At 53.5% G+C, this 22,237-nt stretch carries 20 protein-coding genes; 9 read left to right on the forward strand and 11 right to left on the reverse strand.

Annotated features, from left to right (window positions below; translation table 11 throughout):
* Window position 1: 1 nt before the first annotated feature.
* The 9 genes from G549_RS0101015 to G549_RS0101055 all read right to left on the reverse strand — a co-directional run bounded on the left by G549_RS0101015 (window position 2) and on the right by G549_RS0101055 (window position 8,935).
* Window positions 2-1,108, reverse strand: coding sequence for a cis-3-hydroxy-L-proline dehydratase (locus G549_RS0101015; RefSeq protein ID WP_027833464.1), 1,107 nt, complete (start codon window positions 1,106-1,108; stop codon window positions 2-4).
* A gap of 23 nt (window positions 1,109-1,131) precedes the next feature.
* Window positions 1,132-2,133, reverse strand: a complete 1,002-nt coding sequence (locus tag G549_RS0101020) for a 4-hydroxyproline epimerase (protein ID WP_027833465.1) — start codon at window positions 2,131-2,133, stop codon at window positions 1,132-1,134.
* 9 nt (window positions 2,134-2,142) lie between these two features.
* A complete protein-coding gene (locus G549_RS0101025) occupies window positions 2,143-3,387 on the reverse strand; it encodes an NAD(P)/FAD-dependent oxidoreductase (protein ID WP_027833466.1) in 1,245 nt (414 codons plus the stop codon).
* A 59-nt stretch (window positions 3,388-3,446) separates the two neighbouring features.
* Window positions 3,447-4,877 carry an aldehyde dehydrogenase family protein gene (locus G549_RS0101030; protein ID WP_027833467.1) on the reverse strand — a complete coding sequence of 477 codons (1,431 nt, stop codon included), beginning with the start codon at window positions 4,875-4,877 and terminating at the stop codon, window positions 3,447-3,449.
* A 44-nt stretch (window positions 4,878-4,921) separates the two neighbouring features.
* On the reverse strand, window positions 4,922-5,881 hold the full coding sequence (locus G549_RS0101035) for a dihydrodipicolinate synthase family protein (protein WP_027833468.1): 960 nt from the start codon (window positions 5,879-5,881) through the stop codon (window positions 4,922-4,924).
* 88 nt (window positions 5,882-5,969) lie between these two features.
* Window positions 5,970-6,692 (reverse strand): amino acid ABC transporter ATP-binding protein, encoded by a 723-nt coding sequence (locus G549_RS0101040; RefSeq protein ID WP_027833469.1) that lies wholly within the window; start codon window positions 6,690-6,692, stop codon window positions 5,970-5,972.
* On the reverse strand, window positions 6,689-7,351 hold the full coding sequence (locus G549_RS0101045; RefSeq protein WP_027833470.1) for an amino acid ABC transporter permease: 663 nt from the start codon (window positions 7,349-7,351) through the stop codon (window positions 6,689-6,691). Before G549_RS0101045 ends, G549_RS0101040 begins: the two co-directional genes overlap by 4 nt.
* A 15-nt stretch (window positions 7,352-7,366) precedes the next feature.
* Window positions 7,367-8,032 carry an amino acid ABC transporter permease gene (locus tag G549_RS0101050; RefSeq protein ID WP_036220730.1) on the reverse strand — a complete coding sequence of 222 codons (666 nt, stop codon included), beginning with the start codon at window positions 8,030-8,032 and terminating at the stop codon, window positions 7,367-7,369.
* A gap of 96 nt (window positions 8,033-8,128) precedes the next feature.
* Entirely contained in the window at window positions 8,129-8,935 is an 807-nt protein-coding gene (locus tag G549_RS0101055; RefSeq protein ID WP_027833472.1) for a transporter substrate-binding domain-containing protein, read from the reverse strand.
* Between the two features lie 355 nt (window positions 8,936-9,290).
* Between G549_RS0101055 and G549_RS0101060 the strand changes: the two genes are divergently transcribed.
* Both G549_RS0101060 and G549_RS0101065 read left to right on the forward strand, forming a co-directional pair.
* A complete protein-coding gene (locus G549_RS0101060) occupies window positions 9,291-9,911 on the forward strand; it encodes a class I SAM-dependent methyltransferase (RefSeq protein WP_027833473.1) in 621 nt (206 codons plus the stop codon).
* 103 nt (window positions 9,912-10,014) lie between these two features.
* Window positions 10,015-10,686, forward strand: a complete 672-nt coding sequence (locus G549_RS0101065; protein ID WP_027833474.1) for a GntR family transcriptional regulator — start codon at window positions 10,015-10,017, stop codon at window positions 10,684-10,686.
* 49 nt (window positions 10,687-10,735) lie between these two features.
* On the opposite strand, the gene G549_RS0101070 is transcribed toward G549_RS0101065, so the two are convergent.
* Window positions 10,736-11,281 carry a peroxiredoxin gene (locus G549_RS0101070; RefSeq protein WP_036221079.1) on the reverse strand — a complete coding sequence of 182 codons (546 nt, stop codon included), beginning with the start codon at window positions 11,279-11,281 and terminating at the stop codon, window positions 10,736-10,738.
* A gap of 408 nt (window positions 11,282-11,689) precedes the next feature.
* Here G549_RS0101070 and G549_RS0101080 point away from each other — a divergent pair, with 408 nt between their 5' ends.
* From G549_RS0101080 to G549_RS0101090, 3 genes are read left to right on the forward strand one after another with little or no spacing between them, the layout of a single operon-like run.
* On the forward strand, window positions 11,690-13,045 hold the full coding sequence (locus G549_RS0101080; protein WP_027833476.1) for an NAD(P)-dependent oxidoreductase: 1,356 nt from the start codon (window positions 11,690-11,692) through the stop codon (window positions 13,043-13,045).
* Window positions 13,046-13,058: 13 nt separating this feature from the next.
* A complete protein-coding gene (preA, locus tag G549_RS0101085) occupies window positions 13,059-14,369 on the forward strand; it encodes an NAD-dependent dihydropyrimidine dehydrogenase subunit PreA (protein ID WP_027833477.1) in 1,311 nt (436 codons plus the stop codon).
* Between the two features lie 47 nt (window positions 14,370-14,416).
* Window positions 14,417-15,319, forward strand: a complete 903-nt coding sequence (locus G549_RS0101090) for a DMT family transporter (protein ID WP_281273952.1) — start codon at window positions 14,417-14,419, stop codon at window positions 15,317-15,319.
* 3 nt (window positions 15,320-15,322) lie between these two features.
* Here G549_RS0101090 and G549_RS0101095 read toward each other — a convergent pair whose 3' ends face one another.
* On the reverse strand, window positions 15,323-15,961 hold the full coding sequence (locus tag G549_RS0101095; protein WP_027833479.1) for a TetR family transcriptional regulator C-terminal domain-containing protein: 639 nt from the start codon (window positions 15,959-15,961) through the stop codon (window positions 15,323-15,325).
* A gap of 510 nt (window positions 15,962-16,471) precedes the next feature.
* Between G549_RS0101095 and aptA the strand changes: the two genes are divergently transcribed.
* The 4 genes from aptA (at window position 16,472) to hydA (ending at window position 22,234) form a co-directional block, all read left to right on the forward strand.
* Entirely contained in the window at window positions 16,472-17,797 is a 1,326-nt protein-coding gene (aptA, locus tag G549_RS0101100) for an omega-aminotransferase AptA (RefSeq protein WP_027833480.1), read from the forward strand.
* Complete coding sequence (locus G549_RS0101105) at window positions 17,798-19,288, forward strand: CoA-acylating methylmalonate-semialdehyde dehydrogenase (RefSeq protein WP_027833481.1); 1,491 nt, start codon at window positions 17,798-17,800, stop codon at window positions 19,286-19,288.
* A gap of 32 nt (window positions 19,289-19,320) precedes the next feature.
* Window positions 19,321-20,571, forward strand: coding sequence for a Zn-dependent hydrolase (locus G549_RS0101110; protein ID WP_027833482.1), 1,251 nt, complete (start codon window positions 19,321-19,323; stop codon window positions 20,569-20,571).
* A 208-nt stretch (window positions 20,572-20,779) separates the two neighbouring features.
* A complete protein-coding gene (hydA, locus tag G549_RS0101115; protein WP_027833483.1) occupies window positions 20,780-22,234 on the forward strand; it encodes a dihydropyrimidinase in 1,455 nt (484 codons plus the stop codon).
* Window positions 22,235-22,237 lie beyond the last annotated feature (3 nt).

Below are 22,237 nucleotides of genomic sequence, written 5' to 3' on the forward strand. Positions count from 1 at the left end.
ATTAGCCTCTCAATTCAAATTCGGGTTCACCCAACACGTCAAAATCTGGCTCTACGCCCAAGCCTGGCGCGTCCGCTGGCGACATGAAGCCATCCACGCGTTTAGGGGCGCCTGCGGCGAAATCGACGGTGCCATAGGAATTGAAGTCGGTAGCAGAGAACGAGAACGCTTCCGGGGTGGATGCGGCCAGATGGGCGATGGTGGCGGTGACGATGTCGCCGCCCCATGTGTCCTCAATGGTCATGGCCAGACCTGCATTGACGCAAATATCACGCATCAGGCGCGCCTTGGTGAGGCCGCCGACTTTGGAGATTTTCAGATTGATCGCGTCCATTGCGTCGTCGGCTAAGCCTCTGCGCAGCATGGCTTCATCAAAGATGTTCTCGTCCATAATGAAGGGACGCGCGGTGCGGCGGCGGATGGACAAGCACTCTTCATAAGTCATGCAGGGCTGCTCGATATAAACATCCAAATGAGCCACGGCGGCGGCGACACGTGCGGCTTCGTGACGGTTCCAGCCTGTGTTGGCATCGGCCACCAGCACTTCGCCGCGGTCCAGCACCTCGCGGGTGGCGTGGATGCGGGCAATATCGTCATTGGCGTCGCCGCCGACTTTTAGCTGGAATTTGGTGTAGCCTTCATTGCGATAGCCATCGATTTTCTTGGCCATCACTTCCGGGTCTTCCTGCGAGATGGCGCGGTAAAGCGCGACCTTTTCCTGCTGTTTGCCGCCCAACAGGGTGTAAACTGGCAGGTCGGTGGCTTTGCCCAAAATGTCCCAACAGGCAATATCGATGGGGGCTTTGGCGTATAGGTGACCGCGCAGGCCCGCATCCATGGCGTTGTTGATGATGTTCAAATCGCGTGGATCAAGGCCGATCACATGGGGTGCCAGCTCTTTCAGCCCTTCGCGCACGCCTTTGGCATAGCTGGGCAAATAGGCGGAGCCGAGCGGACAGCATTCGGCATAGCCTGTGATGCCTGCATCTGTTTCCACCGCCAGAACGGTTGAATCAAACACTTCGACAAAATTGCCGTTTGACCAGTTGTAGCGGCCTTCTCTCAACGGCAAATCAATTTGATAAACGCGCAGTGCAGTGATTTTCATAAATTCCTCCCTCGCCCCTTTGCCTATGGCAAAATGAAGCCATGTTTGAATGGGTCACGATCATCGACAAAGATCGTGTTGTAGCCGGTTTTGCGGGCCCAGCCGCCAATAGATGGAATGATGGCATCGCGGTCACCCACTTTGGTGGCGGCTTCAACTCGGCCGCGGAACAGCGAGCCGATGATGCTCTCATGCACAAAATCTTCGCCCACGGCCAAATCACCAAGCGCGACCCAATGGGCCATGCGGGCCGATGTGCCGGTGCCACAAGGTGAGCGGTCGATGGCTTTATCGCCATAAAACACCGCATTGCGGGCCGTAGCTTCGGGGTCGCGGGCGGCGCCTGTCCAAAGGATGTGGCTCAAGCCGTTGATCTCAGGATGTTCGGGATGCACAAACTCATATTTCTCATTAAGGGCGGCGCGCAATTGCGGCGACCAGCGGATCAAATCGAGCGATGACAGGCCTTCAATATCCTTGAAGTTTTCCTGCGCTTCAACGATGGCGTAGAAATTGCCGCCATAGGATACGTCGACGGTGATTTCGCCCAAATCAGGTACAGTGGCGGTGAGGCCTTTGGCATAAAGGAAGCTCGGCACATTGGTGATGCGGACTTCTTCCACATAACCGTCATTCATAGTGTATTCGGCCTTGATGCGCCCGGCGGGGGCGTCGAGATAAAGCACGCCCGGTTCTTTTGGCGTGACCAACCCTTCTTCCAGCGCCATGGTGACAGTGCCGATGGTGCCGTGGCCACACATGGGCAAGCAGCCGGAAGTCTCGATAAATAGAATGGCGATATCGCAATCGTCGCGGGTGGGCGGATAAAGGATCGCGCCGGACATCACATCGTGGCCGCGTGGTTCAAACATCAGGCTGAGCCGCACCCAATCATATTCGGCCAGGAAGTGGGCGCGCTTTTCGATCATGTTCGCGCCTTTCAGGTCTGGCCCACCGCCCGCCACAAGGCGCACGGGGTTACCGCAAGTATGTCCATCAATGCAGAAAAAGCTGTGTTTCGCCATGGGAGTTTCCTAAAAACGAGACGGATTAAAGGGAGTTAAATCAAGTGACGGGGTTTGCCCCTCGATCAGTTCGGCCATCAGTTTGCCCGTGGCAAAGCATTGGGTGAGCCCCAAATGACCGTGACCGAAAGCATAGCTGACATTGGGCGTGTGGGCGCTTTTGCCAATGGCGGGCAATGTGTCTGGCAAGGAGGGTCTAAAGCCCATCCATTGGGTGCCCTGCTCTGTTTTCAAGTCTGGCATAAAGCGCTTGGCTTTTTGCAGCATAATCTCAGCGCGTTTGTAATTTGGTGCGGCGTCCAGCCCGGCAAATTCAACTGCGCCGCCGACACGGATACCGGTGGAAAGCGGAGTCATAACAAAGCCATGCTCGCCAAAGATCAATTGACGCTTCAGGTCGAACGCTTCGACGGGCAAAGTGGTGTTATAGCCGCGCTCGCTTTCAAGCGGGATTTTGTCGCCCACCTGCTCGGCCAACTGATGCGACCATGCGCCAGCGGCAACCACCACGTGATTGCCCGAGAGCATATCGCCATTGGCGAGCATCACCTCACCCGCTTTGGAAATGGCTTGAACCTCGCGCTCCACCAGCTCGCCGCCATCCTCCTGCTGCACCATGCTCCACAGGGTTTGGGCAAATTCAAACGGGTCATTGACCGTTTGCCATTTGGGAATGAAGGTGGCGCGTTTGATGTGACTGGAGAGGCCCGGCTGCAAGTCGGCCAAGCGGGTGGCGTCCAGATGTTCAAACTCAATGCCGAACTCCTGCCGCGCTTTCCAACTGGATTGGCTGGCGGCGAACTCGCGCTCGCTTTCATAAAGATGCAGCGCGCCATCGGTGCGGATCTGATTGCCGATCTGCGGAATCTGCGCCATGCGATCGACTTCGCTGGCAGAAAGGTCGAGCAAGGCTGATTGAGCGACAATGGATTTGCGATATTGATCCGGCCATGAGGCGCGGAAGAATTTGAGCAGGTAGGGCACAATATTGAGCGCATATTGCGGGCGCACCGAGAGCGGGCCCAGCGGATCAAGCAGCCATTTTGGCGCTTTGCGCATGATGCCCGGCGAGGCCAGTGGGAGAATATCGGCCAAGGCAAACGCCCCGGCATTGCCCAGGCTGGCTTCTTGCGCCACGCCCTTGCGGTCCACCAAAGTGACTTTACGCCCGGTCTGCTGCACATAGTGGGCGATGGCCAAGCCAATGATGCCGGCGCCGATAATAATCACATCATGTTTGGGTTGCGTGGCCATAAGCGCCTCTTAAAATTGAAGAAATGCCCGGCGGCGTGCACCGCCGCCGGACGCACACCTTATGGGAGGGTGTAAGCTGTTTTAACGGTGGTGTAGAATTCCGCTGCGTAAGTGCCCTGCTCGCGTGAGCCAAAGCTGGACCCTTTAGTGCCGCCAAATGGCACGTGATAGTCCACGCCAGCGGTTGGCAAGTTCACCATCACCATGCCGGCTTCGGCATTGGCTTTAAAGTGAGACGCGTGCTTAAGCGATGTGGTGCAGATGCCGGATGACAGACCGAACTCGGTGTCATTGGCCACGGCAAGCGCCTCATCATAATCCTTCACGCGCACGACGCTGGCCACGGGGCCAAACACTTCTTCGCGGTTGATGCGCATGTCGTTGGTGGTTTCAGTCACCAAGGCAGGCGCCATGAAGAAGCCTTCTGTGTCGCGGTTCAGGCGCTGACCGCCGATGACTTTGCCGCCATCTTTGGCTGCGATGTCCACATAATCCAGGTCTTGCTGAAGCTGCTTTTCGTCCACAACCGGGCCAATATGGGTTTCTTTGCGCAAGGCATGGCCCACATTGAGATTGTTCAACCGCTCTTCAACAGCCGCAACAAATTTGTCGTGGATGCCTTCGGTCACGATCAAACGTGATGAGGCGGTGCAGCGTTGACCAGTGGAGAAATAGGCACCGTTTACGGACACATCAACGGCGATGTCGAGGTCTGCATCGTCCAGCACAACCATTGGGTTTTTGCCGCCCATTTCAAGCTGCACTTTTTTCAGCAATTTGCCGCAATCGGCGGCGATGGCACGGCCTGTGCCGACGGAGCCGGTGAAGCTGATGGCGTTGACTTTGTTCGAACCGATCAATTCTGGTCCGACAACAGAGCCGCGGCCAAACACAAGGTTGAACACGCCTTCTGGCAAGCCAGAACGGGAGATAATGTCAGCCAAAGCATGGGCGCAACCGGGCACCAATTCCGCAGGTTTCAGCACAACAGCATTGCCGAAGGCCAAAGCAGGCGCAATTTTCCATGCGGGAATTGCGATGGGGAAGTTCCACGGTGTAATCAGGCCGACAACGCCAACGGGCGAACGGGTAACGTCCACACCAATGCCGGGGCGCACAGAGGCGAGAATATCGCCAGTTTGGCGCAAGGTTTCGCCCGCAAAGAATTTGAAGATTTGGCCAGCGCGTGCGGCTTCGCCAATACCTTCAGGCAAGGTTTTGCCCTCTTCACGTGACAGCAATTCACCCAGTTCCGCTTTGCGCGCCAAAATCTCACTGCCGATAAAGTCTAGCACGTCAAAACGTTGCTGTGGTGTGGATTTCGCCCATTGTGCGGCGGCGCCAGAGGCCGCGTCGATTGCGCGGGCCATATCATCAGCGCCACCCACGGCGGCATGCCCCAAAATGTCTGAGGTGTCCGATGGGTTCACATTGGGGGTGCTGTCAGATGTCTCATGCCAGGCACCGCCAATAAAGCTTTTATATTCCATTAGTTACTCCAATCTACAGGATCGTGGTTTGGCGTATTTTCGTATTATTCACTGAGAGCCAACACGTCCGGTTGCTGGCTCCAATCTTTATACCAAGCGCGGAACAAAGCATATTGTTGTTCAACGTAATTACGCTGGGCATCCGACAATTTGTCGGTTTCGTTGAAGTGCAGCTCATATTCGCTGTCGCCGTTGAGCACCATCAAATGCTTGTAATAAAGCACCAGGTCTGCGCCCTCATCGAACGAGGACAGAACGGCCAAGGCTTCATCCAGCTCATTGGCTTTTACCCGCGCGGTGGCGTTGCCAGTTGCTGCTTTTTGCGACAGGGCTACGAGGTGCAGGACTTCTTTTGGCAAGGCATTGCCGATGCCGGTGATGGCACCGCCTGCGCCGCAATTGACGAAGCCATGTACAACAGTTGTGTCCACACCGATCATCAGTGTCACATCGTCGGATTGGCTGGTGATATATTCAGCAGCGTAGCGCAGATCGTCTTTGCCGCCGAACTCTTTAAAGCCGACCAGATTTTTATGATCCTCGCGCAGATCAAAGAAAAGGTCTGCACGGGTGGCAAAGCCATAATAAGGGCTGTTGTAAATCACGGCGGGCAGATCAGGCGCGGCATTCAAGATGCCTGCAAAGTGGGCCCGTTGTGCGGTGATGGAAGTGCCGCGTGACAGAACGCGCGGGATCACCATCAAGCCATGTGCGCCGACTTTTTGAGCGTGGGCGGCATGTTCAGCAGCGATCTTTGAATTGACCGCGCCGGTGCCCACAATAGTTGGCACGCCAGCTTCCACCAAACGGGCAACGCCAGTTTGACGATCTTCATCAGTAAGCAACGGCCAATCACCCATTGAGCCGCAATAGACCACGCCAGACATGCCAGCTTCGATCAGCTCTTTGCCTTTGCGCACCAATGCATCAAAATCAGGCGTGCGATCCGCCTTACAAGGGGTCATCAAAGCTGGGATACAGCCGGTGAAAATATTCGCAGTCATTGCTCTTGTTCCTTCGCCATAGCTTTCTCGTGGCACAGGCCGCTTTTTTTGGCCTGTACGGATTCGGTTATCAGTGGTTATAGAAAATCTATCGCACGTTGGCCAAAAACTTGGCGGTGCGCTCGCTTTTCTGGTTGTTAAATATTTGGTCCGGCGGGCCGATTTCTTCCATCACGCCTTCATGGAAGTAGGCCACACGATCACTCACATCGCGGGCAAAGCCCATTTCGTGGGTGACGCAAATCATGGTCATGCCCTCTTCTGCCAGAAGCCGCATTGTGTCCAACACTTCGCCCACCAATTCTGGGTCCAGCGCGGATGTGGCTTCGTCAAACAGCATATATTCCGGTTCCATGGCCAATGCGCGGGCAATGGCCAAACGCTGTTGCTGGCCGCCGGACAAAGCTGAGGGGTAGACATCAATTTTGTCGTTCAAGCCCACATGCTCAAGCTGGGCACGGGCAATCTCTCGGCTCTCCGCCTTGGATCTTCCCTTCACAATGCGGGGGGCTAGGGCAACATTTTCCAATGCGGTCAAATGGGGAAAAGAGTTCCATTGTTGAAACACCATGCCCATTTTTGTGCGCAGCTTGTTGAGGTTGGTTTCTTTGGCGTGCACAGACACGCCGTCGACCTTCACTTCGCCCTTTTGAATCGCCTCCAGCCCATTGATGCAATAAAGCAAGGTGGATTTTCCTGAGCCCGACGCACCGATGATGGACAGCACTTCGCCTTTTTCCACATTCAGATCAATGCCTTTAAGCACGTGCAAATCACCGAAATATTTGTGCAGTTCTTTAATTTCGATCATGACTGCCACTTCCTTTCAAGATGTGCTGCATAGCGGGAAATTGGGAAGGACAATGCGAAATAGAACGCACCGGCCACCGCGAGCACAAGCAAGGGTTGTTGGGTTCGCGTGATCAAATCACGCGCGACTTTCAAGAGTTCTGGATGGCCCAAAACGGACACAAGAGCACTATCTTTCAACACGCCAAGCGCAACACCGACCCATGAGGGGAACACAGCGCGCAAGCCAATTGGCCACACCACATGGCGCATGGTTTGAAAATAGCTCAAGCCCAAAGACCGCCCTGCCCGACGCATTGGTTTGCCGACAGATTCGATGCCGCCGCGGGCCACATTGGCCACCAAGGCTGAGGTGTATACACCCAGAATGATCACGCCAGCTGTAAAGGGGCTCACCGCCAAACCGATGACGTTGAACAGATTGTAGAACAGCACCAATTGGATGATCAGCGGCACGGAGCGAAATGCATCCAGCACAAAGCCAATCGTGATTGAGCCGACGACTTTAGATTCCGACAAGATCCAGCCGAAAAAGATGCCCATGACCGTACCTGCCGAGATCGACAAAACGGAAATCAAAAGGGTTTGCCACGCGGCCTGCGCCAGATACCAAAGGTCTTTTGGTCCAAAACCGGAGAAAAATGAGATGGGTTCGTTCATCTGAATATCCTCCGCTTAATATCGGAACAAACGCCAAGCCAAAAGCCTGGAGATGCCGAGAATGAGTTTCACCATCACGTAATAGATGAGCGCGGCGACCGCGAAATACTCAAAAATACGGAAGGTCTTGAAGGCTTGTGCCTGAGTTTCGCCGGCCAATTCACGGAAGCCGACAATCATCGCCAGTGAGCTCATCAATACCGCCCACACCAACTGGTTGGTCAACGGGTGATAAACGATGCGGAACACTTGCGGGATAATGATGCGGATATAGGCTTGCGCTGATGACATGCCCAATGAACGCGCCGCACGCAATTGCGTATCGGGCACAGCTTGGAAGCCACCGCGGAAGTTTTCTGCCAAATAGCCAGCATTGTTAAAGGACAAGCCCATCAACACGATCAGGTAAGGCGTCAGGTTCAACCCGAATGCGCCAAGGCCGAACGAAAAGAAAAAGAGCTGAAACAAGGCCGGTGTATTCCGGGCTGTTTCGATCCAGCCACTTGCTACCCAGGCCAGCGGCTTCGGACCGCCGATGCGCAGCAATGCAAGCACCAAGCCAATGGCAATGCCAATAATCATTGAGAGCACCGAGACCTGCAAAGTGACCAAGCTGGCTTCGAGCAACTCAGGCAGTTTGCGGAACACCGGACGCCAGTGGAACGTGTAATCGAAGTTCACTGCGTCGCCTCCTTTGGTTAGGGTCTGGACCCGAGGTTGGTGATATCCACCCGCAACACACGAGGGGGCGTGTCGCGGGCAGACAATTCAATTCGCTTAGTACATCACGCCTGGGATGCGCAGTTCTGGCGCTGTATCGCCAACATATTTCTGCCAAAGCTCTTCATAACGACCTGAGCGCACCTGATGGGTGATGAACAGGTTGATATAATTGAGCCAAGACACGTCTTTACGCGGCGCTGCCACTGAGGTGTAGTCAGTTGTCCATGGCATACGTGGGCCAGGCACAATTGAGTCGTACTGGTCAGAAACAGGCTTTACAGCTGTGTTTGTGGTGATGCCGGCATCGGCTTTACCTTGGGCAACAGCGAGGAACACTTCGTTTTCGCTTTGGTAACCTTGGTAAAGGTTGCTTTCGCCCCACTCTTCAGCAATTTTCATCCATTCCTGCTCAGGCACGGTGCCCACAGCAGCTGCAACGCGCTTGCCCTTCATGTCTTCCAGGCTCTCGATGCCACTATCTTTACCCACAACTGCTTGCGCAAAGTAGATGGCGTAAGGAATTGAGAAGCCAACTGTTTTCGCACGTGCGAGGGAATCTGATGTACCACCGAATACGACATCGGCACGGTTGGTCACGATGGCAGGCAAACGCTCTGCCCAAGTCACCGGCACGATTTCAGCGTCAACTTCAAGCGCTGCCGCCATGTCGTTACAATATTCAACGTCAAAGCCTGCAGGCTCATTGTTGGCGTCGCGATAACCGATGGGTGGGAAATCCAACACCACCGCACAGCGCAACACGCCATTATTGATCACATCGTCCAGCTTGTCTGCGAACGCTTGTGGTGCGGCCAATCCAGCCATCACTGCCGCCATTGCGGCCACTTTTAGAAGTTTCATACGGTCCTCCCGAATAAGTTTTTGGCGATTTGCTCTCACGCACACCGGACGCCCTGCTTCAACTGCAATAATTTGCGGCACCACCAGGAAATGCTTCGGCACAGCGAAGTGCACAAACCAAACCATCCAATGCGCGATCAACATTTCGCGCTCTACGCCTCTTTCTATAGCAATCAAATTGGATACAATCTACAATATTCTTTATATTTTATATCATTCTTTTGGATAAGATGTAGACGGCAATGAAAAAGCGTATATTTTTCAGATGGTTATGATTTTAAAAATTGCAGGCAGTTTGCAGAAGCCCATTTCGACACTACATGTAAGCCAGATTTTTTCAGAGATAGGACGCCCAATGACCGCACAAACAGCCCGATTTTGGAACAAAAAGGCGCAAGGTTATGCCGCCAAACCACTCAGTGACGTCCAGTCTTATGAAGAAATGCTCACCGAGATTGGTCTGCATTTGTCGGCCAGCGACAATGTATTGGAGATTGGGTGCGGTACGGGCAGCACGGCGGTGCGCATGGCCGAGCAAGTGGCCAGCTGGACGGCGTCCGACATCTCATCAGAAATGATCCGCATCGCCAAAGGAAAGCCTGCGCCAGACAATACCGAATTTGTGGTTGCTGATGCGGACAGCAGCTTTGAGAAAGCGCCTTTTGACGTTGTATGTGCGTTCCATATTCTGCATCTGGTGCCGGACACGGAACAGACATTAAAAAGCCTTTTCAACCAGCTGAAACCGGATGGGCTTTTCATTTCAAAAACAGTTTGTCCCGGCGACATGGGCATTATGCCCCGCTTGGTTTTGCCCGCAATGACCCTGTTTCGGCTTGCGCCGCCCAATGTCCATCTGCTTCAACGCGCTTCGCTCACACAGATGGTAAAAAAGGCTGGTTTTGAAATTATTGAGCAAAAGACATTTGGCGGCCATACGGCAGCGCCTTTCATCGTGGCCCGCCGCCCTGCATAGGGCAATTGAGCCGCATTATGAAACAATACCATGATACAGACTTGGCGGAATCCATGTCTGTCAGATATGTTGGGATCAAATTGTTTTTGAGCATAAGAGTCTTATGAAATTTAACGCAACCAATGTGCGCGCGTCGGCTTCCGCAGCCGATCTAATCTTTGAAGCCCTGCGCGAAGCGATCTTCACCGGCGAAATTGGCGCGGGTGAACATTTGCGGCAAGACGCGCTGGCAGAGATGTTCAACACATCACGTATCCCGGTGCGTGAGGCGCTTTCCCGGCTGGAGCAGCAAGGGCTGGTGAAGACAGAACGCTATAAGGGCACCACGGTCACCTCCCTCTCTGTCGATGAGGTGCGTGAGGTTTTTGAGTTTCGTGCGCTGCTGGAGGGCGAAGTGATCCGCTATGCGGTGGAGAACATGGATGATGAAACGATTGAGAAAGCCCGCCGCGCCTGCGATGCCTTCGCCACCGAAACCGATTCGGCACGATATGGTGAACTCAATCGTGATTTTCACTATGCGCTTTATGCTAAAGCGGAGCGCCCCTACCATTTGAAAATTGTCAGCCAGGCGCTTGATCGCATTGAGAGCTATTTGCGGGCGCAATTGGTGCTGACGGATGGCATGGAACGGGCGCGGCGCGAGCATATGGGCATTTTGGAAGCCTGCATTGCGCGCGACAAGGAACGAGCCGCCGAACTGACGCGTGCGCATATTTTGGGCGCCAGCGCCTCGCTGATCAGCTTTTTAGAAACGCGCGAGAACAGCAAATAAAAAGGCGCGTTTTGCAACGCGCCTTAAAAGATTCGATCTGAGTTATTGCTTACGCAACTTGCTCTTTGTCGAATGGCTTATTGTCACGCAACCATGTGATGACGTGCTCTGGGCTCGACACTTCATAAGGGTCTGTTGGGCAATCATCTTCAAAGCCCGCCTCTGGGAACCAGCCCACAATTTCACCATCTTCAATGATGGCGGCATAGCGCCATGAGCGATAGCCAAAGCCAAGATTGTCTTTTTTGACCAACATGCCCATCTTACGGGTAAATTCGCCAGAACCATCAGGGATCAAACCCACATTCTCAACGCCTTGGTCTTTGCCCCATTTGTTCATCACGAACGCGTCGTTCACGCTCAAGCAATAAATGGCGTCGATGCCCTCTTCCTGAAACTCACCAAACAATTTCTCATAGTTTGGCAGCTGATAAGTGGAGCATGTCGGGGTAAACGCACCTGGCAGTGAAAACAACACCACACGTTTACCTTTGAAATAATCGTCTGTTGTCTTTTCTTCCCAGCGGAATGGGTTTGGGCCTTCAATTGACTCATCGCGAACGCGAGTCTGGAAAGCTACCTTTGGAAGTTGCATGCCTACATGAGCCATTATCATCACCTCTTTCGATCAAAATTCTGTTGATTGTTCGCCCAAAAGTGCCCTGCTGCTCCAAATGATGAGCACCACTTATTTGTTTCAAATGAAAGCACTATAGAATGCGAACAATTCGCAGCTGCGCTCTTAACGCACTTTGATGAACTTCTCAAGATGTCGGCGTCGACATGCGCCATTTGGTCGCCTATTTCGCCAATTTATGCACGTATTATTTGCCATGGTTTCAGCCCCCTCAAATTAGTGCGAAAAAAAATTTGACCTTTTGATAAAAATAATTCAAGATTTTCAAATCGGATCACGACGCGTGAGCGCTGAAAAAGTTTGAGGAGACTTTTGTCCAGCACAATTGCTTACCAACAGGTCGTGGCAAATTAGGGAGGGGAAACGATGTCTGATCGACAGCCATTGTCGCGCGATGTGCAGAGTGCACGCTTAGACTCCGCGCAATATGATGAGAATTTTTCGGATTTACACGCACCACTAGACTGGCACGAAGCGAAGGTGGAAGCGGAGCGCTGCTATTTTTGTTATGACGCACCGTGCATGACCGCCTGCCCAACCTCTATTGACATCCCCCTCTTCATTCGGCAGATCGCCGCTGATAACCCCACCGGGTCAGCCAAGACGATTTTCAATCAAAACATAATGGGCGGCATGTGCGCCCGCGTTTGCCCCACCGAAACCTTGTGCGAAGAAGTGTGTGTGCGCGAAGAGGCAGAAGGCAAGCCTGTTAAAATCGGTCAGTTGCAACGCTATGCGACGGACCACTTTATGGAAGGTGACCGTCCTCACCCCTTCACCCGCAAGGCGGCGACTGGCAAAAAGGTTGCCATTGTGGGCGCGGGCCCTGCAGGCATGAGCTGTGCCCACCATTTGGCGCGCGAAGGCCATGACGTGACTGTATTTGAAGCACGCAACAAGGCGGGTGGTCTGAACGAATTTGGCATTGCCAGCTATAAATCGACCGAAAATTTCGCCCAACGCGAAATTGAGTTTCTTTTGGAAATTGGCGGGATTGAAATCAAAACTGGCCAGCGGCTGGGGCAGGAAATCGCGCTCGACCAATTGGCCAGCGATTATGATGCTGTGTTTTTGGGTCTCGGGCTAAAGAACACAAACCGTCTCAATCTTGAAGGCGAAGATGCGCCCGGGTGTGAAGACGCCATTGATTATATTGCGGCCCTTCGTCAGGCCGAAGACAAATCCAGCCTCTCTGTGGGGCGCAATGTTGTGGTGATTGGTGGTGGCATGACGGCCATCGATATTGCCATTCAAACCAAATTGCTTGGCGCAGAGAATGTGACCATTTGTTATCGTCGCGGACAAGACGCGATGAATGCCAGCCTTTATGAGCAGGAATTGGCGCAAACCCATGGCGTTAAGATTATGCACTGGCGGCAGCCAAACAGCATTCAATTAAATGGCCAAGGCGAAGTTTGCGGGCTGGAAGTAGAAACCACATCGAATGAAGGCGGCAAGCTTTCTGGGACAGGCGAAATGCAAATTATTCAAGCCGATCAAATCTTTAAAGCCATTGGCCAAAAGTTTGATTCAAGCCTTTTGAGCGATCATCAGGTGGAACTTGAACATGGTCGGATCAAAGTGAGCGACACACGGCAAACCTCGCACCAAAAGATTTGGGCGGGCGGCGACTGCATCGTCGGCGGCGAAGATTTGACCGTGGTGGCCGTTGAAGACGGCAAAGTCGCAGCACAACATATCAATTCAGTTTTACAGGGTTAGGAGGAGAAACATCATGGCTGATTTAACCTCAAATTTTCTAGGCATTTCGTCTCCCAACCCATTTTGGCTGGCATCTGCGCCCCCTACCGACAAAGCATACAATGTGGAACGCGCATTTGAAGCGGGCTGGGGCGGTGTCGTTTGGAAGACACTCGGCTCAGAAGGCCCCCCAGTAGTGAATGTGAATGGCCCGCGTTATGGCGCGATTTATGGCCATGACCGGCACCTTATCGGGCTCAACAATATTGAATTGATCACCGACCGCGATCTTTATGTGAATTTGAAAGAAATCACAGAAGTGAAAAAGCGCTGGCCCGATCGTGCGATCATCGTATCGCTGATGGTGCCTTGCGAGGAAGAAAGCTGGAAAGCAATCCTGCCGCTGGTGGAAGAAACAGGTGCTGACGGGATTGAGCTGAACTTTGGTTGCCCACACGGCATGAGCGAACGCGGCATGGGCGCCGCTGTTGGCCAGGTGCCGGAATATATCCAAATGGTCACTGAATGGTGCAAAAAGTACTATTCAAAGCCCGTTATCGTGAAGCTAACGCCGAACATCACCGATGTGCGCTATCCAGCGCGTGCGGCCAAAAATGGCGGTGCGGATGCGGTGAGCTTGATCAACACCATCAACTCCATTGTTGAAGTTGATCTGGATAATTTTGCCCCTGTGCCGACGATTGACGGCAAAGGCTCGCACGGCGGCTATTGCGGACCAGCGGTGAAACCCATCGCCATGAATATGGTGTCGGAAATCGCGCGCGATCAAGAAACAGCCGGACTACCGATCTCAGGGATTGGCGGCATCACCACATGGCGTGATGCAGCTGAATTTATCTCCCTTGGTTGTGGCAATGTGCAGGTGTGCACCGCTGCCATGACCTACGGCTTTAAAGTGGTGCAGGAGATGATCACCGGGCTTAGCGATTGGATGGACGAAAAAGGCATTAAGTCCATTGATGAGTTTGTGGGCCGTGCCGTGCCGAATGTGACGGACTGGAAATATCTCAACCTCAACTATGTCACCAAAGCCAAGATCAATCAGGATTTGTGCATTGAATGTGGCCGTTGCTACATTGCCTGTGAAGACACATCGCACCAAGCGATCACCAATATGCTGGATGGCAAACGCCACTTTGAAGTGATTGACGAGGAATGCGTGGGATGTAATCTATGTGTGAATGTCTGCCCGGTTGATGATTGCATCACGATGGAAGCCATCGACGGAACAGATCCACGCACAGGTAAACCGGTTGATCCAGAATATGCCAACTGGACAACGCACCCGAACAATCCCAGCGCCAAGACGGAGGCGGCAGAATAACGCAAGATCCCGCCCTAACAGCTGAGCGCCCTTATTTTAAGCGCACAATAGATGGCCGCGAAAAACTTCGCGGCCATTTGGCTATGATACTCTTCTCGATGCTGATCGCTGCCTCGTTTTCATTCGGCGCCTTGGCAGCACCTTTTATTGATGCGGGCGCCTTAAGCGCTTCGCGCTTTGTTTTGGCCTCCATCGTGATGGCCTTGATTGCCTATTTCACCCGTGTGCCGTTGACCCAAGGCAAAAGATTACTGCCCGCCAAACCCTATCGGTTCTTGATCCTTGGATCGTTGATGGGTGTCTATTTTGTGACCATGTTCGAAGCCTTGCAAATCGCTTCTCCTGTATCGACAGGGGCGGTGTTCACATTGATGCCGATTATCTCGGCCGGATTTGGCGTAGTGTTTTTGGCCCAACGGGTATCGCCACGCATGATGATCAGCCTGACCATTGCGGCCATCGGGGCGATCTGGGTGATCTTTCGCGGCGATTTGGACGCTTTATTGTCATTCAATATCGGCACGGGCGAGGCCATCTTTTTTATCGGCGTGGTGGCCCACGGGGCCTATGCGCCGCTGGTGCGGCGGCTTAATCACGGTGAGCCTGTGGTTCAATTTTCATTTTGGACATTGGCCGCCTGCGCCTTCTGCCTCAGCATCTACGCGGTTTACGGCATTATGGAAACCGATTGGCTGAACCTGCCAGCGGTCGTCTATTGGGCCGGTCTGTATCTAACGATTTTCACCACAGCCCTCACCTTTTTCCTGCTGCAATATGCCAGCCTGCGGCTGCCCGCATCGAAGGTGATGTCCTATGGCTATCTCACGCCGAGCTTTATCATTTTGATTGAAGGCGTGAGCGGGCGCGGCTGGGTAAACCCAAGCGTCGCCGTCGGGGCGCTGGTCACTGTGTTGGCGCTGGCGGTTTTGGCTTTTGCCAAGGAAGGCTAGTTGCTAGTCGATTTTCAGCAAGGATGTGAAAAGCTGCTCCAAATAGGCTTTGGTCGCCTCGAACTGAGCCGGATCGTCAATACCCTGCCCCATCACCACTTTTACCTGCACTTCGAAATCCGCATAGTGCTGGGTGGTGGCCCAGATCGAGAAAATCAAATGCCGCGGATCAACCTGCTTGATCCGACCTTCCTGCATCCATTTGCGCATGATGGTCGATTTTTCGAGCACAAGATCGTTGATTTCGCCCTCTAGAATGGGCTTGATGCGCGGCGCACCTTGCACAATCTCATTGGCGAACAAGCGACTTTCGCGCGGAAAGTCCCGCGCCATTTCGATTTTGCGGCGCACATAATTCAAGATTTCTTCCAGCGGATCACCTTCAGCGCTCAACTCCCGCAGCGGGGCGAGCCAGGAATCCAACAAACGCGACAAAAGCGTTTCGTGAATGTCTTGCTTGGATTTGAAATAATAGAGCAAGTTGGGTTTAGACATTCCCGCCTCTTCGGCGATCTGGTCAATTGTGGAACCCCGGAAACCATTTTGGGAAAAGACTTCCAACGCGGCCTCAAGAATTTTTTTCTCATTCGCACGTTGAATACGTGTGCGCCGCTTTGGCTTTTGAATTCCAGCCCCAACCATGGACAATCCCTTCATCTCAATTCTTGTGTTTGGTCATCCCGTTGCAACAAAAGTTGTCGTATCGATAAGGGATTTTCCGAACATCACCGCTTCACATAAACTTATCTCACGCGAGCGTCTAGCGCTTATTACCAAGACCTTAGTCTACAAATAGCTAACCGCTAATATGCTGACCTTCCCCAAGTAATCGTCAACGCTGCTACCCACTATCATTATAATTTAGATTCTCGAATTCTTTTCGCCGCCTCGCCAACATCTTTTTTTCGACCATACGCCGCGCCAAACTGCTACTTTACTGACCCGATTGACTGAGACAAGCCGCCGCGATGACCTAAAACATGTGTTAAGTTAAACTCATAATATTTCATGCAAATACAGCGCAGTTTGCGCTTGACCATTAGCATAGACTTGTTAAACTTTGATCAAGCAGTCAATTTTTTGCATAGTATTTTACACCTTGCAAGCACTTGGTTGATCTGCAACGATTTCGCGAGGGGGAGGCGCGTTTAAATGTCTGACGCCACAAATGTACCTAATGATCTAAACGCATTTTGGATGCCGTTTACAGCCAATCGGCAATTCAAGAAACAACCACGTATGTTTGTGGGTGCAAAAGATATGCACTACACCACCAGCGATGGCCGCGAAGTGCTTGATGGCACCGCAGGCCTGTGGTGTTGCAACGCGGGCCATTGCCGCCCGAAAATCACCGAAGCGATCCAGCAACAGGCTGGCGAGTTGGACTATGCCCCCGCCTTCCAGATGGGACACCCGAAAGCCTTCCAGCTTGCCAACCGATTGGTCGATGTGGCGCCCGATGGCATGGACCATGTGTTCTTCACCAATTCCGGGTCGGAATCGGTGGAAACTTCGCTCAAAATCGCCCTCGCCTATCACAAGGTGAAAGGTGAAGGATCGCGCACGCGCCTTGTGGGCCGTGAGCGCGGCTATCATGGGGTGAATTTTGGCGGCATTTCTGTGGGGGGCATTGTGGCCAACCGGAAAATGTTTGGCACGCTGCTGACCGGCGTTGACCACCTGCCGCACACGCACTTGCCGGATCAGAATGCATTTACCCGCGGCGAACCAGAACATGGCGGCGATTTGGCCGACGAGTTGGAGCGCATTGTGGCGCTGCATGACGCGTCTACTGTTGCGGCCGTGATCGTCGAACCCGTCGCCGGCTCAACAGGCGTGTTGATCCCACCAAAGGGCTATTTGAAACGGCTGCGCGATATTTGCACCAAGCACGGCATTTTGCTGATTTTTGATGAAGTGATCACCGGCTTTGGCCGTTTAGGCTCTCCCTTCGCGGCACAGCACTTTGATGTGATGCCCGACATGATCACCACTGCCAAAGGCTTGACCAACGGGGTGATTCCCATGGGCGCCGTTTTTGTCAGCAATGAAATTCACGATGCCTTTATGAATGGCCCGGAACATCTGATCGAGTTTTTCCATGGCTACACCTATTCGGGCAACCCGATTGCCAGCGCCGCAGGTTTGGCAACGCTGGAAACCTATGCTGAGGAAGGGCTGCTCACCCGCGCGGCGGATCTGGATTCCTATTGGGCAGACGCATTGCACTCGCTCAAAGATGCAAAGCACGTGATCGACATTCGCAATATTGGCCTGATTGGTGCGATTGAGCTTGAAGGGATTGCGGGCGAACCGACCAAGCGCGCCTTCTCATGTTTCCTCGACGCTTATGAACGCGGTCTATTGATCCGCACGACGGGCGACACGATCGCCCTCTCCCCGCCATTGATCATCGAGAAATCGCATATTGATCAGTTGGTGGACACCCTACGCACCGTTTTGAATGAGGCCGCATAAATGAACATTATCCAAAACGCCATCAATGGCGAAAAAGTCACGTCCACCTCCTCGAACCGTGTGCCCGTATTTAACCCGGCGACCGGTGAGCAAAGCGCAGACTTGCCGCTTTCCACCGCTGATGAGGTGAACGCAGCCGTTGCGGCAGCGAAAGCTGCTGCACCTGCGTGGGGCGACATGCCGCCGCTCAAGCGCGCACGTTTTATGTTTAAGTTCAACGAGTTGTTGAACAAGCATGCAGATGATATTGCGCGGGAAATCTCTAAAGAACACGGCAAAACCCATGATGATGCGCTGGGCGAAGTGGCCCGCGGCATTGAAGTGGTGGAATATGCCTGTGGCATTCCTTCTTTATTGAAGGGCGATTTTAGCCGCAATGTTGGACCGTCGGTCGACACAGTTGCAGACCGCAAGCCGCTGGGCGTTGTGGCGGGGATCACCCCTTTCAACTTTCCAGCAATGGTGCCGATGTGGATGTATCCCGTGGCCATCGCGTGCGGCAACACTTTTGTGTTGAAGCCATCGGAGCGCGATCCATCTGCCCCGATGTTGGTGTGGGACTTGTTTAAAGAAGCTGGCTTCCCCGATGGTGTGCTCAATGTGGTGCATGGGGACAAATTGGCGGTTGATACGCTGTTGGACCACCCTGATGTGAAAGCCATCAGCTTTGTGGGCTCTACCCCAATTGCCGAATATGTTTACAAGCGCGGCACCGATGCAGGCAAACGCGTTCAGGCCCTTGGCGGCGCGAAAAACCACATGATTGTGATGCCTGACGCGGATATGGACAAAGCTGCGGACGCTCTGATGGGCGCGGGTTATGGTTCGGCTGGCGAACGGTGCATGGCGATTTCGGTTGCGGTGCCTGTGGGCGAGAAAACCGCTGATGCGTTGGTGGCCAAGCTTCGGCCGCGCGTGGAAGCGCTTAAAGTTGGCCCTGCCAGCGATGGCGACGCTGAAATGGGCCCACTGATCACTAAAGCGCATCAAGATAAAGTTTTGGGCTACATTGATGAAGGCGAGAAAGCTGGCGCCGAATTGGTGGTGGATGGCCGTGGCTACGCCCCTCAGGGCTATGAAAACGGCTATTACGTCGGCGGCACACTGTTTGACCGCGTCACCACTGATATGTCGATCTATAAAGAAGAGATTTTCGGCCCCGTTCTGTCCGTTGTGCGTGCCAAGGATTATGGCGAAGCCGTGGATATGATCAACAGCCATGAATATGGCAATGGCACGGCGATTTTCACCCGCGATGGCGATGCGGCCCGTGAATTTGCTGACAAGATTGAAGTGGGCATGGTGGGCGTGAATGTGCCGATCCCCGTGCCTGTTGCCTATCATAGTTTTGGCGGCTGGAAGCGTTCCTCATTTGGGGCGCATGGCATGTATGGCCCAGAGGGCGTTCATTTTTACACACGGCTGAAAACGGTCACCACAAGATGGCCGGGCGGCATTAAAGAAGGTGCAGTATTCACCTTCCCATCGTGAGCGAGACAATAAAAATCTAAGGGAAGAGACCAATGACAACACCAGGGACAAATCACAAAATCAACGGCGACCGGCTTTGGGACAGCTTGATGGAAATGGCGAAAATCGGTCCCGGTGTGCGCGGTGGCAATAACCGCCAAACCGTAACCGATGAAGATGGCGAAGGGCGCCATCTTTTCCGCAAATGGTGCGAAGATGCAGGCATGAGTATGGGTGTTGACCAGATGGGCAACATGTTTATGCGCCATGAAGGCACCGATCCGGATGCCCTGCCCGTTTATGTTGGCTCCCACCTCGACACCCAGCCCACTGGCGGCAAATATGACGGAGTGCTGGGCGTGTTGGCCGGGTTGGAAATCATCCGGTCACTCAATGACATGAAGATCAAGACCAAGCGTCCAATTGTTGTTACCAACTGGACAAATGAAGAAGGTACACGATTTGCCCCGGCGATGCTCTCGTCCGGGGTTTTTGCTGGCATGCACACCCAAGATTGGGCCTATGATCGCGAAGATGCCGAAGGCAAAAAGTTTGGCGCTGAGCTGGAACGGATCGGCTGGAAGGGCGAAGAAGAAGTGGGCGACCGCAAAATGCACGCCTTCTTTGAATTGCATATTGAGCAAGGTCCTATCCTTGAAGCCGAAGGCAAAGACATTGGCGTGGTGACCCACGGCCAAGGCCTTTCATGGACGCAGGTGACGGTGACCGGCAAAGAGAGCCACACCGGCTCCACCCCGATGCCCATGCGCAAAAATGCCGGCCTCGGTATGGCGCGGATTTTGGAGCTAGTGGATGAAATCGCCTGGTCGCACAAGCCAGACGCCGTGGGCGCAGCGGGCCATATTGATGTTTACCCGAACTCCCGCAACGTGATCCCCGGCAAGGCCGTGTTCACCGTTGATTTCCGGTCGCCAAACTTGAGCGTGATCCAGGATATGGAAAAGCGTTTGGCCGAAGGCGCAAAGAAGATTTGCGACGAAATGGGACTTGAAGTTGAACTTGAAAAAGTTGGTGGCTTCGATCCGGTTGAGTTCGACAAGGATTGTGTGAAAGCCGTGCGCGACGCAGCGGAGCGCTTGGGCTATTCTCATCGTGACATTATTTCCGGCGCGGGCCATGATGCTTGTTGGATCAACCGCACCGCCCCTACCGCTATGGTGATGTGTCCTTGCGTTGATGGCTTGAGCCACAATGAGGATGAAGAGATTTCACAAGAGTGGGCCACGGCCGGAGCGGATGTGTTGTTCCACGCGGTGGTGGAAACGGCGGAGATTGTGGAGTGAGTTTGACTGGCCCAGGGCACAGCTCCGGGCCAGCGACTACAGGAAAAAGCTGCATTTTGACAGCAGAGGGTTATCGACAGCCCCGCGTCCGACAAACGATCGGACACAATAAAACGACCGGAAAAATCCGGCGCATACATTAGAGATCAACTCTAAGATCTAAGAGGAACTAATAACGGCTCAAAAGAGCGACCCATAGGAGGAAGATATGGCATCGAAAGTGATCAAAGGCGGGACAGTTGTCACCGCAGATTTGACTTATCAGGCAGACGTCAAAACAGAAGGCGGCGTGATCACCGAGATTGGGCCCAACCTTTCTGGCGATGAAGTGCTGGACGCGACAGGCTGTTATGTGATGCCGGGCGGTATTGACCCGCACACCCATATGGAGATGCCCTTTATGGGCACCTATTCCAGCGATGATTTTGAAAGCGGCACCCGCGCGGCGCTGGCCGGCGGCACCACCATGGTGGTGGATTTCTGTCTGCCGAGCCCTGGCCAATCGCTGTTGGAAGCGCGGCAAATGTGGGACAATAAATCCACGCGTGCCAATTGTGATTATTCATTCCATATGGCCGTAACCTGGTGGAATGAGCAGGTATTCAACGAGATGCCTGAAATCACCAAACAGGGCATCAACACCTTCAAGCATTTTATGGCCTATAAAGGCGCCTTGATGGTGGAAGATGATGAAATGTATGCCTCCTTCAAGCGCTGTGCCGAGATTGGCGCCCTGCCCTTGGTGCATGCGGAAAATGGCGATGTGGTGGCGCAATTGCAGGAGCAGTTGCTGGCCGATGGCAATAATGGGCCGGAAGCACACGCCTATTCTCGTCCACCGGAAGTGGAAGGCGAAGCCACCAACCGCGCGATCATGATTGCCGATATGGCAGGCGTGCCGGTTTATATTGTGCACACCTCCAGTGAGCAGGCGCACGAAGCCATTCGTCGCGCGCGGCAAAACGGCATTCGTGTGTTTGGCGAACCACTCATTCAGCACCTCACCCTTGATGACAGCGAATATGCCAACAAGGATTGGGACCATGCGGCCCGCCGGGTAATGTCACCCCCGTTCCGCAATAAAAAGCACCAAGATAGCCTTTGGAACGGTCTGCAATCAGGCAGCTTGCAAGTTGTAGCGACGGACCATTGTGCGTTCACCACCGAGCAGAAGCGCTACGGCGTGGGCGACTTCACCAAGATCCCGAACGGCACAGGCGGTTTGGAAGACCGGATGCCGATGCTGTGGACCTATGGGGTGAATACCGGCCGCTTGACCATGAATGAATTTGTGGCGGTTACGTCCACCAACAGTGCGAAAATCCTCAACATGTATCCTAAAAAGGGTGCGATTTTGGTGGGGGCCGACGCTGATTTGGTGGTTTGGGATCCGAACAAGGAAAAGACCATCGAATCCAAAACACAGCAATCTGCCATCGACTACAATGTGTTTGAAGGCAAGCATGTGAAAGGCCTGCCCCGCTTCACCCTGAGCCGCGGCAAAGTGGTGATTGATGACGGTGCAGTGAAAACTGAGGAAGGCCATGGCAAGTTTGTGGAACGCGATTCCTTCGGTGCCACCAACAAAGCCTTGTCGAAATGGAAAGAGCTGACCGCACCGCGCAAAGTTGAACGTACCGGCATTCCGGCAAGTGGGGTTTAATCC

The organism is Maritalea myrionectae DSM 19524 (assembly GCF_000423365.1).
GTDB classification, from domain to species: Bacteria; Pseudomonadota; Alphaproteobacteria; order Rhizobiales; family Devosiaceae; genus Maritalea; species Maritalea myrionectae.